Below are 13,908 nucleotides of genomic sequence, written 5' to 3' on the forward strand. Positions count from 1 at the left end.
CCTGAGCAGCCTGCCTGAGCAGTTTTGAGCACGCTCCGGAACCGGCGCGACACCCCTCGCTTTTTCCGGTGAGGGCCGAGCAGGGGGCCTCGGGCCGGACCCACAGCACGTTTCTCTCTCCGCCGTACCCGGCGGGACCACCGCCCCGGACACGGTCCACAAGCCAGGACCCTGTCCGGACAGCACAACCGGTCGCCGAGCCAGATGGCCGACGTCCGCTCCAGGGAAGGACCCTTCGTGAGCGACACCACCGATCTGATGGGCGTGACTGCCGACAGCAGTGTCGACGCCGCCGCGCCCGCCGCAGGTGCTGCCACCGGCGGCACCGCACGGCGCCGCCGCTCCGGCACCGGCCTCGACGGCATGGTCCTGGCCGAGCTGCAGCAGGTCGCGTCCGGCCTCGGCATCAGGGGCACTGCGCGGATGCGCAAGAGCCAGCTGATCGAGGTCATCAAGGAGGCGCAGGCCGGCGGCGGAACCGCCGCGCCCGCCAAGGCCGCCAAGGCCGCCGAGGCCGTCGAGACCAAGCCGAAGCGCCGCGCCACCGCCAAGACCCGTACGGGCGAGACCGCGGCCGAGGCCGCCGCGCCCCAGGCGGAGAAGGCCGAGAAGGCCGTCGCCCAGCAGCAGATCGACATCCCGGGCCAGCCGGCCTCCGACGACCAGCCGGCCGGTGAGCGCCGTCGTCGTCGGGCCACCGCCCCCGCCGGTTCGCCGGAGGGCGAGGCCAAGGCCGAGGCCGCCCAGGCCGTCAAGGCCGAGGCGCGCACCGAGACCCGTACCGAGGCCAAGGCCGACACGCAGGCCGACGCCAAGGCCGAGGCCGCCGTCGACGGCGCCGAGGGCCGTGGCCGTCGCGACCGCGGCGAGCGCGGGGAGCGCGGCGACCGCCGTGACCGCCGTGACCGTCAGCGCGAGCGCGGCAAGGGCGACGAGCAGCAGGGCGGGGGCCAGGGCGGTCAGCGTCAGCGCCAGGGCGGCCAGGGCCAGGGTCAGGGCCAGCAGGGTCAGGGCCAGAGCCAGGGTCAGCAGGGCGGCCAGCAGGCCGGTCCGCAGGACGACTACGACGACGCCGAGGGCGGCCGTCGCGGCCGTCGCGGTCGCTACCGCGACCGTCGTGGCCGCCGTGGCCGTGACGACTTCCAGGCCGGCGAGCCGCAGGTCTCCGACGACGACGTCCTGATCCCCGTCGCGGGCATCCTCGACATCCTCGACAACTACGCGTTCATCCGGACCTCCGGCTACCTGCCCGGCCCGAACGACGTGTACGTCTCCCTCGCCCAGGTCCGCAAGAACGGCCTGCGCAAGGGTGACCACGTCACCGGTGCCGTGCGCCAGCCGAAGGACGGCGAGCGCCGCGAGAAGTTCAACGCGCTGGTCCGCCTGGACTCCGCGAACGGCATGGCGGCCGACTCCGGCCGTGGCCGCCCGGAGTTCAACAAGCTGACCCCGCTCTACCCGCAGGACCGGCTCCGCCTGGAGACCGACCCGGGCGTGCTGACCACGCGGATCATCGACCTCGTGTCGCCGATCGGCAAGGGCCAGCGCGGTCTGATCGTGGCCCCGCCGAAGACCGGCAAGACCATGATCATGCAGGCGATCGCCAACGCGATCACGCACAACAACCCCGAGTGCCACCTGATGGTCGTCCTGGTCGACGAGCGTCCGGAAGAGGTCACCGACATGCAGCGGTCGGTCAAGGGCGAGGTCATCTCCTCGACCTTCGACCGTCCGGCCGAGGACCACACCACGGTCGCCGAGCTCGCCATCGAGCGCGCCAAGCGCCTCGTGGAGCTGGGTCACGATGTCGTCGTCCTGCTCGACTCGATCACCCGCCTGGGTCGCGCGTACAACCTCGCGGCGCCGGCCTCCGGCCGCATCCTGTCCGGTGGTGTCGACTCGACCGCGCTCTACCCGCCGAAGCGCTTCTTCGGTGCGGCGCGCAACATCGAGGACGGCGGCTCGCTGACCATCCTCGCGACCGCGCTCGTCGACACCGGTTCGCGCATGGACGAGGTGATCTTCGAGGAGTTCAAGGGCACCGGCAACATGGAGCTCAAGCTCGACCGGAAGCTCGCCGACAAGCGCATCTTCCCGGCCGTCGACGTCGACGCCTCGGGTACGCGTAAGGAAGAGATCCTGCTCGGCGCCGACGAGCTCGCCGTCACCTGGAAGCTGCGCCGCGTGCTGCACGCGCTCGACCAGCAGCAGGCGATCGAGCTGCTCCTCGACAAGATGAAGCAGACGAAGTCGAACGGCGAGTTCCTGCTCCAGATCCAGAAGACGACGCCGGGCGGCAAGAACGACGACTGATGTGTGACCTGCGTCACGCATCGGTCACGCCGCCGGAGCGAGGCCTCGGTCTCGTAACCCTGTCGTGACCTGCGTAAACCACCGCGCCCACCGTGCCCCGCACGGTGGGCGCGGTGCGTCGCCGGTGCCTCGCCCGTCCAAACCTCACAGGTCCATATGCAACTCTTTCGGGCGCTTCACCGTCACATATGGTGAACCGAGGGCCCGAGGGATGACGATGACCGAGCAGAACAGCAGCGGCCGAATACGCCCCCGACGCCCCTGGGGCGTGGGGGGACCCCCTGGCGCGGGCAGCGGCCGCCGCCGCAAGCCGCCCGCCAAGGGACGACGCCGCCTGACGATCCTCCTGTCCGGGGCCGCCGCGGTCCTCGTGCTGGGCGGGGCCGGTCTGGGATACGTGTACGTCAAGCTCGACGGCAACATCGAGGGCGTCGACATCAACGCCCAGCTCGGCACCGAGCGCCCCGACGACGTCGACAACGGCTCCATGGACATCCTCGTCCTCGGCTCCGACTCCCGCGCCGGCGACAACGCCGCGTACGGCGAGGACGAGGGCGGCGCCCGCTCCGACACCGCGATGGTCGTCCACGTCTACGAGGGCCACAAGAAGGCCAGTGTGGTCTCCATCCCCCGCGACACCCTCGTCGACCGGCCGAAGTGCGCCGACAGCAAGGGCACGTCCGTCCCCGGCGAGAAGCGCGCGATGTTCAACACCGCGTACGAGGTCGGGGGCCCGGCCTGTGCCGTCAAGACCGTCGAGGCGATGTCCGGCATCCGCATGGACCACTACATCGAGGTCGACTTCACGGGCTTCAAGAAGCTCATCGACGAACTCGGCGGCGTGGAGATCACCACCACCCAGCCGATCAAGGACTCCAAGAGCCACCTCGACCTCGGCCCGGGCACCCACACCCTCGACGGCGAGCAGTCCCTCGGCCTCGTCCGCACCCGCAAGAGCGTCGGCGACGGCAGCGACCTCGGCCGCATCCAGCTCCAGCAGGCCTTCATGAAGGCCTTCATCGACCAGGTCAAGGACGTCGGCGTCTTCACCAGCCCGACGAAGCTCCTCGACCTCGCCGACGCGGCCACCAAGGCCATCACCCCGGACTCCGAGCTCGACTCCGTCCAGGAGCTCATGGGCTTCGCCAAGGGCCTCTCCGGCATCGGCCCCGAGAAGGTCCACATGATCACGCTGCCGGTCGAGTACGACCCCGCCGACCCCAACCGCGTCGTCCCGCTGGAGGCCCAGTCCCAGCAGGTCTGGAAGGCCCTGAAGACGGACCGGCCGATCCCGGCCTCGGCGACGAAGGACGCGGCCACGGGCAAGGCCGAAGGGGTCGTGAAGTAGCTGCCGGGACAGCCGGGGAATACTTCCGGCCGCACCCCGGTTTGGGGAGATGCGGCCGGTCCTGGCAGACTGGTACGTCGGCCCCGGTTCACGCTGTCCGCAACACCGCGGCGGCGACCCGGAGCCCTCCCGAAACTAGGAGACACCTTGAAGCGCGAGATTCACCCCGAGTACGTCGAGACCCAGGTCAGCTGCACCTGCGGTGCGTCGTTCACCACTCGTAGCACCCTGACCGAGGGCACCATCCGTGCCGAGGTCTGCTCCGAGTGCCACCCGTTCTACACGGGCAAGCAGAAGATCCTCGACACCGGCGGCCGCGTGGCCCGCTTCGAGGCCCGCTTCGGCAAGGCCGGCTCCGCCAAGTAGCGAGCCCCTGCGCCGGTCCACGGTCGCCCCGCGCGGGTGGCCGGGACCGGCGCTTTGCCGTCCCCGTAGCAACTGACGAAAGACCCAGGAGCCCCCGATGTTCGAGGCGGTCGAGGACCTGGTCGGCGAGCACGCCGACCTGGAGACGAAGCTCGCAGACCCTTCGGTCCACGCCGATCAGGCGAACGCGCGCAAGCTGAACAAGCGCTACGCCGAGCTGACCCCGATCGTCGCCACCTACCGCTCCTGGAAGCAGACCGGTGACGACATCGAGACCGCCCGCGAGCTGGCACAGGACGACCCCGACTTCGCCGCCGAGGTCAAGCAGCTGGAGAAGGACCGGGAGGGGCTCACCGAGAAGCTCCGCCTGCTCCTCGTCCCGCGCGACCCCAGCGACGACAAGGACGTCATCCTGGAGATCAAGGCGGGCGCGGGCGGCGACGAGTCCGCGCTCTTCGCCGGCGACCTGCTCCGCATGTACCTCCGGTACGCCGAGCGCGTCGGCTGGAAGACCGAGATCATCGACGCCACCGAGTCCGAGCTCGGCGGCTACAAGGACGTCCAGGTCGCCGTGAAGACCAAGGGCGGCAACGGCGCCACCGAGCCCGGCCAGGGCGTCTGGGCCCGCCTCAAGTACGAGGGCGGCGTCCACCGCGTGCAGCGCGTCCCCGCCACCGAGTCGCAGGGCCGCATCCACACCTCCGCCGCCGGCGTGCTCGTCACGCCCGAGGCCGAGGAGGTCGAGGTCGAGATCCTCGCCAACGACCTGCGCATCGACGTCTACCGCTCCTCGGGCCCCGGCGGCCAGTCGGTCAACACCACCGACTCCGCCGTCCGCATCACCCACCTGCCGACCGGCATCGTCGCCTCCTGCCAGAACGAGAAGAGCCAGCTCCAGAACAAGGAGCAGGCCATGCGCATCCTGCGCTCCCGGCTCCTCGCGGCCGCCCAGGAGAAGGCCGAGGCCGAGGCCGCCGACGCCCGCCGCAGCCAGGTCCGCACCGTCGACCGCTCCGAGAAGATCCGGACGTACAACTTCCCGGAGAACCGCATCTCGGACCACCGCGTCGGCTTCAAGGCGTACAACCTCGACCAGGTGCTCGACGGCGACCTGGACGCGATGATCCAGGCGTGCGTCGACGCCGACTCGGCCGCCAAGCTCGCCGCGGCCTGAGTGGCGTAAGTTCCGTAAGCCCCACCCCGCACCACGGAGGACCAGCGTGAACCTGCTGCTTGCCGAGGTGGCCCAGGCCACCCAGCGGCTGGCCGACGCCGGCGTTCCCTCACCGCGTTTCGACGCGGAGGAGCTCGCCGCGTTCGTGCACGGCGTCAAGCGGGGGGAGCTGCACAACGTCAAGGACGCGGACTTCGACGCCCGCTACTGGGAGACGATCGCCCGCCGCGAGGCCCGTGAACCGCTCCAGCACATCACCGGCCGGGCGTTCTTCCGCTTCCTGGAGCTCCAGGTGGGGCCCGGCGTCTTCGTGCCCCGCCCCGAGACCGAGTCGGTCGTCGGCTGGGCCATAGACGCCGTACGCGCCATGGACGTCGTCGAACCGCTCATCGTCGACCTCTGCACCGGCTCCGGGGCCATCGCCCTCGCCATGGCGCAGGAGGTGCCGCGCTCGCGCGTGCACGCGGTGGAGCTCTCCGACGACGCCCTCGTCTGGACCCGGAAGAACGCCGAGGGCTCCCGCGTCACCGTCCACCAGGGCGACGCGCTGACCGCCCTCCCGGAGCTGGACGGCCAGGTCGACCTGGTCATCTCCAACCCGCCCTACATCCCGCTCACCGAGTGGGAGTACGTGGCACCCGAGGCCCGCGACCACGACCCGGAGATGGCCCTCTTCTCCGGCGAGGACGGCCTCGACACCATCCGCGGCATCGAGCGCACCGCCCACCGGCTGCTGCGCCCCGGTGGCCTCGTCGTCATCGAGCACGCGGACACCCAGGGCGGACAGGTGCCGTGGATCTTCAACGAAGAGGCCGGCTGGGCCGACGCCGCCGACCACCCGGACCTGAACAACCGGCCGCGCTTCGCGACCGCCCGCAAGGCAATGCCATGACCGCCATGACTGCGACGACGAACCACGCGAACGAGGAGGCCGGGAACTGATGGCACGGCGATACGACTGCAACGAGGCCACCGATCGTGTGACGGGCCTGCGCGAGGCCGCGTCCGCCGTCCGCCGGGGCGAGCTGGTCGTGCTGCCCACCGACACCGTGTACGGGATCGGGGCGGACGCCTTCAGCAGCGAGGCCGTCGCGGACCTGCTGGCCGCCAAGGGCCGGGGCCGCAACATGCCCACGCCCGTGCTCATCGGCTCCCCGAACACCCTCCACGGCCTGGTCACGGACTTCTCCGAGCACGCCTGGGAGCTCGTCGACGCCTTCTGGCCCGGCGCCCTGACCCTCGTCGCCAAGCACCAGCCGTCCCTCCAGTGGGACCTGGGCGACACCCGCGGCACCGTCGCCATCCGCATGCCGCTGCACCCGGTCGCGATCGAGCTGCTCACCGAGGTCGGCCCCATGGCCGTCTCCTCGGCCAACCTCACCGGCCACCCGTCGCCGGAGGACTGCGACGCGGCCCAGCAGATGCTCGGCGACTCCGTCTCCGTCTACCTCGACGGCGGCCCGACCCCCGGCATCGTCCCGTCCTCCATCGTCGACGTCACGGGCAAGGTGCCGGTGCTGCTCCGCGAGGGCGCGCTCTCCCCGGAGGAGCTCCGGAAGGTCGTACCCGACCTCGAGGTGGCACATTGACCGCCCCTGAGGGGCGTGGCATAGCGGGGTTCGACGACAGCAGCACCTTCCGCATCCTCCACGTCAGCACCGGCAACGTCTGCCGCTCGCCGATCACCGAGCGGCTGACCCGCCATGCCCTGTGCGACCGCCTCGGCGACCCTCTCGGCGGCGGCCTGGTCGTGGAGAGCGCCGGCACCTGGGGGCACGAGGGCGCCCCCATGGAGGCCAACGCCGAACTGGTCCTCGCGGACTTCGGCGCGGACTACAGCGGCTTCGTGGGCCGCGAGCTCCTCGACGAGCACGTCATCCGGGCCGACCTCGTCCTCACGGCGACCCGTGACCACCGGGCGCAGGTCATCTCGATGGGCCACTCGGCGGGCCTGCGCACCTTCACGCTGAAGGAGTTCACCCGCCTGGTCCGCGCGATCGACCCCGCCACGCTCCCGGACCCGCGCGACGAGGGCATGGTCGAACGCGCCCGCGCCCTGGTCCGCGCTGCCGCGGCTCTACGCGGGTGGCTCCTCGCCCCCTCGGTGGACGCGGACGAGGTCAACGACCCGTACGGCGCCCCGATCACCTTCTTCCGCTCGATCGGCGACGAGATCAACCAGGCCCTGGACCCCGTCGTGACGGCCCTGACGGGCGTGGCCGCCCGCGACTGAACGCACGCGAGCGTGCCCGGCTCCGGCACCGTCCGGCGGTCGGAGGCCGCCGCGGCGACCCGAAGCCCCGGAGGCCCCTCGGGGCCGAGGGGTGCGAGGGGCGCATCGGGAGCGGGGCTCGACCAGGCCCTGGACGCCGTCGTGACGGCCCTGACGGGCGTGGCCGCCCGCGACTGACGGGGCGCGGCCGCGCCCGCATCGGCCACGCGGCCGCGTGGCCGCATCCGGCCGCGCCGTCGGCGCGCGCCGTCCGGGGTGCGTGCCTACATTGGTGGCATGCCGGTCACCGCGCCCCCCGATGAGGATCTCGACGTCCTGCGCCGGCAGGACCCGGAGATCGCCGACGTGCTGCTCGGCGAGGTGCGGCGGCAGAGCGACAGCCTGCAGCTCATCGCGGCCGAGAACTTCGCCTCGCCCGCCGTCCTCGCCGCCCTCGGCTCCCCGCTCGCGAACAAGTACGCCGAGGGCTACCCCGGCGCCCGCCACCACGGCGGCTGCGAGTACGCCGACGCCGCCGAGCGGATCGCCGTGGAACGGGCCACCGCGCTCTTCGGAGCCGATCACGCGAACGTCCAGGCGCACTCGGGCTCCTCGGCCGTCCTGGCGGCCTACGCGGCCCTCCTGAGGCCCGGGGACACCGTCCTCGCCATGGGCCTGGAGCACGGCGGGCACCTCACGCACGGCTCACCCGCCAACTTCTCCGGCCGGTGGTTCGACTTCGTGCCGTACGGGGTCGACGCCGAGACCGGACTCGTCGACTACGAGCAGGTCGCCGCCCTCGCGCGGCACCACCGCCCCAAGGCGATCGTCTGCGGCTCCATCTCCTACCCCCGCCACCTCGACTACCGGCTGTTCCGCGAGATCGCCGACGAGGTCGGCGCGTACCTGATCGCCGACGCGGCCCACCCCATCGGCCTGGTGGCCGGGGGAGCGGCCCCCAGCCCCGTCCCGTACGCCGACGTCGTCTGCGCCACCACCCACAAGGTCCTGCGCGGACCGCGCGGCGGCATGGTCCTGTGCGGTGCGGAGCTCGCGGGCCGGATCGACCGGGCGGTGTTCCCGTTCACCCAGGGCGGCGCCCAGATGCACACGATCGCGGCCAAGGCGGTGGCTTTCGGCGAGGCGTCCACTCCGGCGTACGCCACGTACGCCCATCAGGTGGTGGAACACGCACGGGTGCTCGCCGCCGCGCTCGCCGCAGAGGGCTTCGCCCTCACGACCGGCGGCACCGACACCCACCTCATCACCGCGGACCCCGCACCCCTCGGCGTCGACGGCCGCACCGCCCGCGCCCGGCTGGCCGCCGCCGGCCTGGTGCTCGACACCTGCGCCCTGCCCTACGGGGAGGGGCGCGGCATCCGACTCGGGACGGCCGCCGTCACGACCCAGGGCATGGGCGCCCCGGAGATGGCGAGAATTGCCGCACTGTTCACCTCCGCGCTGCGTGACGATCCCGCCGAGACGGCCCGTGTGAGGGCGGAAGTACGTGCCCTGACCGGCCGATTTCCCCCGTATGGACGCTGAGGAAAGTCCGAGCGCAACCGTTCGGGCGGCCCGCGTGTCTCCAAGCACATGGACGGCACGGCTAGGGTGTGGGGCTGAGATGGCCAGCGATTCCTGTGGGGCAGCCCGTGCGTGATTACCTGCTGACGCTCTGTGTCACGGCCGCGGTGACCTATCTGCTCACCGGTCCGGTGCGGAAGTTCGCCATCGCGACCGGGGCGATGCCGGAGATCCGCGCCCGCGACGTACACCGAGAACCGACTCCGCGGCTCGGTGGCATCGCCATGTTCTTCGGGCTGTGCACGGGTCTGCTCGTCGCCGACCACCTGCAGAACCTGAGCAGCGTCTTCGAGCTGTCCAACGAACCGCGCGCGCTGCTCTCCGGCGCCGCGCTGATCTGGCTGATCGGCGTCCTCGACGACAAGTTCGAGCTGGACGCGCTCATCAAGCTGGGCGCGCAGATGATCTCGGCGGGCGTGATGGTCGCGCAGGGTCTGACGATCCTGTGGCTGCCGATCCCCGGCGTCGGCGTCGTCTCCCTGACCCCCGGGCAGGGCACGCTCCTGACGGTCGCCCTGGTCGTCGTCACCATCAACGCCGTCAACTTCGTCGACGGCCTCGACGGCCTCGCCGCCGGCATGGTCTGCATCGCCGCCGCGGCCTTCTTCCTGTACGCCTACCGGCTCTGGTACGGCTACACGATCGAGGCGGCCGCCCCCGCGACGCTCTTCACCGCCATCCTCATGGGCATGTGCCTGGGCTTCCTGCCGCACAACATGCACCCGGCGCGGATCTTCATGGGCGACTCCGGCTCGATGCTGATCGGCCTGATCCTGGCCGCCTCGGCCATCTCGATCACCGGCCAGGTCGACCCCGACGCGCTGAAGATCTTCGAGGGCTCGACCCGTGAGGCCACCCACGCGGCCCTGCCCGTCTTCATCCCGCTGGTGCTGCCGCTCACGATCATCGCGATCCCGATGGCGGACCTGATCCTCGCGATCGTGCGCCGTACGTGGAAGGGCCAGTCGCCGTTCGCGGCCGACCGCGGGCACCTGCACCACCGGCTCCTGGAGATCGGCCACTCGCACAGCCGGGCCGTCCTGATCATGTACTTCTGGTCGGCGCTGATCGCCTTCGGGACGCTGGCGTACTCGGTCCACTCGGCCTCGATGTGGATCGTCCTCGGCATCACCGTGCTGAGCGCCATCGGCCTCGTCCTGCTCCTGCTGCCGCGCTTCACGCCGCGCGCACCCCGCTGGGCGCAGGCCGTCGTCCCGCCGCGCTACCGCCGCCGCAAGCCGGCCCCGGTGCCGGAGGGCGTGGGCGCGGACCTGACAGAAGAACGGGTGCCGGTGCCCGCGGGGCTCCACGGGGCCACCGCCATCGGCAACCGGGAGCGCTTCACCGATCGGCGGAAGGCCGGAACGCCGAGTTGACGAAAGCCGCTTCGGCGGCCATTACCAGACAAGTCACCCCGGTGTCGTGCACACACGCGCGGAGTAACTCTCATGTGTGACAGTTGGCACACCCTACGGGTAAAGAACTACTCAAATAGTTTGTGATACCGTTCACGAGACCCGGCGACAGTGCCGAAAGACCGTAGTGCGACGGTCTGTTGGCCCCGAGACCCACCTCGGACCGGGCTTACGCTCGTCCTCGACGACACCATCGCCCCCTCCAGCAAGCGGAGACACCGCCATGCCGTCCAACGACGCACGCATCCTTCTGCACACCGCCGTTCCCACCGCTGTCGTCGGCGCAGTCGCCACGGTCATCAGTGGCGTCGTCGCCGGTGGCAAGGGAGCGATCGGCGCCGTCGTCGGCACCCTGGTCGTGATCCTCTTCATGGGCATCGGGCAATTGGTTCTGCAGCGGACGGCGAAGTCGCTTCCGCACCTCTTCCAGGCCATGGGGCTCATGCTCTACACGGCCCAGTTGCTGGTGCTGTTCATCTTTCTCGCCTTGCTCAAGAACACCACGCTGTTCGACTTCAAGGCCTTCGCCTTCACGCTGCTCGCGACGACCGTGGTGTGGGTTGCCGCACAGGCCCGTGCCTACATGAAGGCCAAGATCAACTACATCGACCCCGGAAACACGGGGTCGAAGTCGTGAAGGGTAGGGCCGGGATAAAGCCGCGTTCGGCTTCCTGCTATCGTCCGGTGCCAACTGCGGCACTGCGGGCGCGGGCATCCGAGACGCCTGTCCCAGCGCGAGGCTCGATGCCGAACCGCCGCCCCCTTATCCGTAAGACCAGTCCAGTGCCGACCCGCGGCTGCGTGCCGCGCCGACACAACGAGGTTGCCGTACCTATGCGCCACGCTGAAGGAGCCCGCGGTGAGTGCTGACCAGACGCTTGCCTTCGACCCGGATTGCCACATCTTCAGTGGATGCGGCTTCCCGGCGCCGGGCCTGCACACGTTCATGTACGAGCCCATCGCCACGGTGGCCGGCATCGAGATCACGAAGCCGATGCTGCTCGCGGTGCTCGGGTCGATCGTGGTCGTCGGGTTCTTCTGGGCCGCCTTCGCCAAGCCCAAGCTGATCCCCGGCAAGATGCAGATGGTCGGCGAGGCCGGTTACGACTTCGTGCGCCGCGGCATCGTCTACGAGATCATCGGCAAGAAGGACGGCGAGAAGTACGTCCCCTTCATGGTGTCGCTGTTCTTCTTCGTCTGGATCATGAACCTCTGGTCGATCATTCCGCTCGCCCAGTTCCCGGTCACCTCGCTGATCGCCTTCCCGGCCGGTCTCGCGCTGATCGTCTACGTCATGTGGATCTCGCTCACTTTCAAGAAGCACGGCTTCGTGGGCGGCTGGAAGAACATCGTCGGTTACGACAAGTCCCTCGGTGCCATCCTCCCGATGGTCGTCGTCCTCGAGTTCTTCTCGAACCTCCTGATCCGGCCCTTCACGCACGCGGTGCGACTGTTCGCGAACATGTTCGCCGGTCACCTGCTGATCGTGATGTTCTCGCTGGCCACCTGGTACCTCATGAACGGCCTCGGCTTCGTCTACGCCGGCGCCTCCTTCGTGATGGTCCTCGTGATGACCGCCTTCGAGCTCTTCATCCAGGCCGTCCAGGCGTACGTCTTCGTCCTCCTGGCCTGCAGCTACATCCAGGGCGCGCTCTCCGAGCACCACTGAGCCGTTCCGGCCCCGTAGCTCCACCCCCGAAACCAACAGTCGTCCGGTGGCCAACCCCCACCGGGTCATTGAAAGAGAAGGAAGTAACGGCATGTCCGCTGCTCTCGACATGGTCAACCTCGCCGCCGGCGCCAAGGAGAACGTCGTCGGCAACGTCGCCTCGATCGGTTACGGCCTCGCCGCGATCGGCCCCGGCGTCGGCGTCGGCATCATCTTCGGTAACGGTACGCAGGCCCTCGCCCGCCAGCCCGAGGCCGCCGGTCTGATCCGCACCAACCAGATCATGGGCTTCGCCTTCTGTGAGGCGCTCGCCCTCATCGGCATCGTCATGGGCTTCGTCTACCAGTAAGCCGGACCGACAGCCCGATTCTTTTACGGAAGGCACTGATGTGAACGCGCTGCTTCTTGCGCAGGCGGAGGAGCCCCAGCCTCCTCTGATCCCGCATCTTGACGAGCTCGTCATCGGCCTGATCGCCTTCGTCATCGTCTTCGGCTTCCTCGCCAAGAAGCTCCTCCCGAACATCAACAAGGTTCTGGACGAGCGTCGCGAGGCCATCGAGGGCGGCATCGAGAAGGCCGAGTCGGCCCAGATCGAGGCTCAGAGTGTGCTGGAGCAGTACAAGGCCCAGCTCGCCGAGGCCCGCCACGAGGCCGCGCGTCTTCGCCAGGAGGCGACGGAGCAGGGCACCGCGATCATCCAGGAGATGAAGGCGGAAGGCCAGCGCCAGCGCGAGGAGATCATCGCGGCCGGCCACTCGCAGATCGAGGCCGACCGCAAGGCCGCGTCCGCGTCGCTGCGTCAGGACGTGGGCAAGCTCGCCACCGACCTGGCCGGCAAGCTGGTCGGCGAGTCCCTCGAGGACGTCGCCCGCCAGAGCCGGACGATCGACCGCTTCCTCGACGAGCTCGAGGAGAAGGCGGAGGCCGTCCGATGAACGGAGCGAGCCGCGAGGCACTGTCCGCCGCCCGCGAGTCCCTCGACGCGCTGACCGACAACACCTCGGTCGACGCGAAGAAGCTCTCGGACGAGCTGGCCGCCGTCACCGCGCTCCTCGACCGCGAGGTGTCGCTGCGCCGTGTCCTGACCGACCCCGCGCAGTCGGGCGAGGCCAAGGCCGAGCTCGCGCAGCGACTCCTGACCGGTCAGGTGGGCGGCGAGACCGTCGACCTGGTCTCGGGCATGGTGCGCAACCGCTGGTCGTCCTCGCGCGACCTGGTCGATGCGGCCGAGGAACTGGCGAACATCGCCGACCTCACCGCGGCGCAGAAGGCGGGCGCGCTCGACGGCGTCGAGGACGAGCTGTTCCGGTTCGGCCGGATCGTGTCCTCCAGCCCCGAGCTCCGCTCGGCGCTGACGGACAAGGCCGCCACGGCCACCGCCAAGGGCGAGCTGCTCCGCAGCCTGCTCGGCGGCAAGGCCAACGCGACCACCGAGCGTCTGGTCGTCCGTCTGGTGACCCAGCCCCGGGGACGTAGCCTGGAAGCGGGACTCGAGTCCCTCTCCAAGCTCGCCGCGGCGCGCCGGAACCGGATGGTCGCCGTCGTCACCTCGGCGGTGCCGCTGTCCGACCAGCAGAAGCAGCGACTCGGTGCCGTCCTGGCCAAGCTGTACGGCCGGGAGATGCACCTGAACCTGGACGTGGACCCGGCGGTCCTCGGCGGGATCACGGTGCAGGTCGGCGACGAGGTCATCAACGGATCCATCGCGGAGCGCCTCGGCGAGGCGACCCGGCGACTGGCCGGCTGACGGCTGTAGCCACCACAGCAAAAAGCATCACAGCATCACCAGCGGCCCGGTTGGGCCGTGCAGAGATTGCAGAAGATTCC

Annotated in this window: 14 protein-coding genes; all 14 read left to right on the plus strand. The window is 70.2% G+C overall.

Going from position 1 to position 13,908, the window contains the following annotated elements; genetic code table 11:
- Window positions 1-237: 237 nt before the first annotated feature.
- The 14 genes from rho (at window position 238) to ACF08F_RS25530 (ending at window position 13,828) form a co-directional block, all read left to right on the plus strand.
- Window positions 238-2,313, plus strand: coding sequence for a transcription termination factor Rho (gene rho / locus ACF08F_RS25465; protein WP_392300854.1), 2,076 nt, complete (start codon window positions 238-240; stop codon window positions 2,311-2,313).
- Window positions 2,314-2,530: 217 nt separating this feature from the next.
- On the plus strand, window positions 2,531-3,661 hold the full coding sequence (locus tag ACF08F_RS25470) for an LCP family protein (RefSeq protein ID WP_392300855.1): 1,131 nt from the start codon (window positions 2,531-2,533) through the stop codon (window positions 3,659-3,661).
- Window positions 3,662-3,808: 147 nt separating this feature from the next.
- A complete protein-coding gene (gene rpmE, locus ACF08F_RS25475) occupies window positions 3,809-4,027 on the plus strand; it encodes a 50S ribosomal protein L31 (protein WP_030321069.1) in 219 nt (72 codons plus the stop codon).
- Between the two features lie 97 nt (window positions 4,028-4,124).
- Window positions 4,125-5,201 carry a peptide chain release factor 1 gene (gene prfA, locus ACF08F_RS25480; RefSeq protein ID WP_392300856.1) on the plus strand — a complete coding sequence of 359 codons (1,077 nt, stop codon included), beginning with the start codon at window positions 4,125-4,127 and terminating at the stop codon, window positions 5,199-5,201.
- 46 nt (window positions 5,202-5,247) lie between these two features.
- Complete coding sequence (prmC, locus tag ACF08F_RS25485; RefSeq protein ID WP_392300857.1) at window positions 5,248-6,093, plus strand: peptide chain release factor N(5)-glutamine methyltransferase; 846 nt, start codon at window positions 5,248-5,250, stop codon at window positions 6,091-6,093.
- Window positions 6,094-6,142: 49 nt separating this feature from the next.
- Window positions 6,143-6,790 carry an L-threonylcarbamoyladenylate synthase gene (locus tag ACF08F_RS25490; protein ID WP_024761921.1) on the plus strand — a complete coding sequence of 216 codons (648 nt, stop codon included), beginning with the start codon at window positions 6,143-6,145 and terminating at the stop codon, window positions 6,788-6,790.
- A complete protein-coding gene (locus tag ACF08F_RS25495) occupies window positions 6,787-7,434 on the plus strand; it encodes a protein-tyrosine-phosphatase (protein ID WP_392300858.1) in 648 nt (215 codons plus the stop codon). Before ACF08F_RS25490 ends, ACF08F_RS25495 begins: the two co-directional genes overlap by 4 nt.
- A 276-nt stretch (window positions 7,435-7,710) precedes the next feature.
- Window positions 7,711-8,958: a serine hydroxymethyltransferase gene (gene glyA, locus ACF08F_RS25500; RefSeq protein ID WP_392300859.1), complete on the plus strand. Its 1,248-nt coding sequence runs from the start codon at window positions 7,711-7,713 to the stop codon at window positions 8,956-8,958.
- Between the two features lie 107 nt (window positions 8,959-9,065).
- On the plus strand, window positions 9,066-10,373 hold the full coding sequence (locus ACF08F_RS25505; RefSeq protein WP_392300860.1) for an MraY family glycosyltransferase: 1,308 nt from the start codon (window positions 9,066-9,068) through the stop codon (window positions 10,371-10,373).
- 262 nt (window positions 10,374-10,635) lie between these two features.
- Window positions 10,636-11,049 (plus strand): hypothetical protein, encoded by a 414-nt coding sequence (locus tag ACF08F_RS25510; RefSeq protein ID WP_392300861.1) that lies wholly within the window; start codon window positions 10,636-10,638, stop codon window positions 11,047-11,049.
- A gap of 222 nt (window positions 11,050-11,271) precedes the next feature.
- The gene (gene atpB, locus ACF08F_RS25515) at window positions 11,272-12,081 is read left to right on the plus strand and encodes a F0F1 ATP synthase subunit A (RefSeq protein ID WP_317599159.1); all 810 of its coding nucleotides are present in this window, start codon (window positions 11,272-11,274) and stop codon (window positions 12,079-12,081) included.
- Window positions 12,082-12,172: 91 nt separating this feature from the next.
- Window positions 12,173-12,430: an ATP synthase F0 subunit C gene (atpE, locus tag ACF08F_RS25520; protein WP_093874070.1), complete on the plus strand. Its 258-nt coding sequence runs from the start codon at window positions 12,173-12,175 to the stop codon at window positions 12,428-12,430.
- 40 nt (window positions 12,431-12,470) lie between these two features.
- Window positions 12,471-13,016 (plus strand): F0F1 ATP synthase subunit B, encoded by a 546-nt coding sequence (locus ACF08F_RS25525; RefSeq protein WP_150266034.1) that lies wholly within the window; start codon window positions 12,471-12,473, stop codon window positions 13,014-13,016.
- Window positions 13,013-13,828: a F0F1 ATP synthase subunit delta gene (locus ACF08F_RS25530; RefSeq protein WP_392300862.1), complete on the plus strand. Its 816-nt coding sequence runs from the start codon at window positions 13,013-13,015 to the stop codon at window positions 13,826-13,828. Before ACF08F_RS25525 ends, ACF08F_RS25530 begins: the two co-directional genes overlap by 4 nt.
- Window positions 13,829-13,908 lie beyond the last annotated feature (80 nt).

The organism is Streptomyces sp. NPDC015130 (genome assembly GCF_043080005.1).
Taxonomy (GTDB): Bacteria; Actinomycetota; Actinomycetes; order Streptomycetales; family Streptomycetaceae; genus Streptomyces.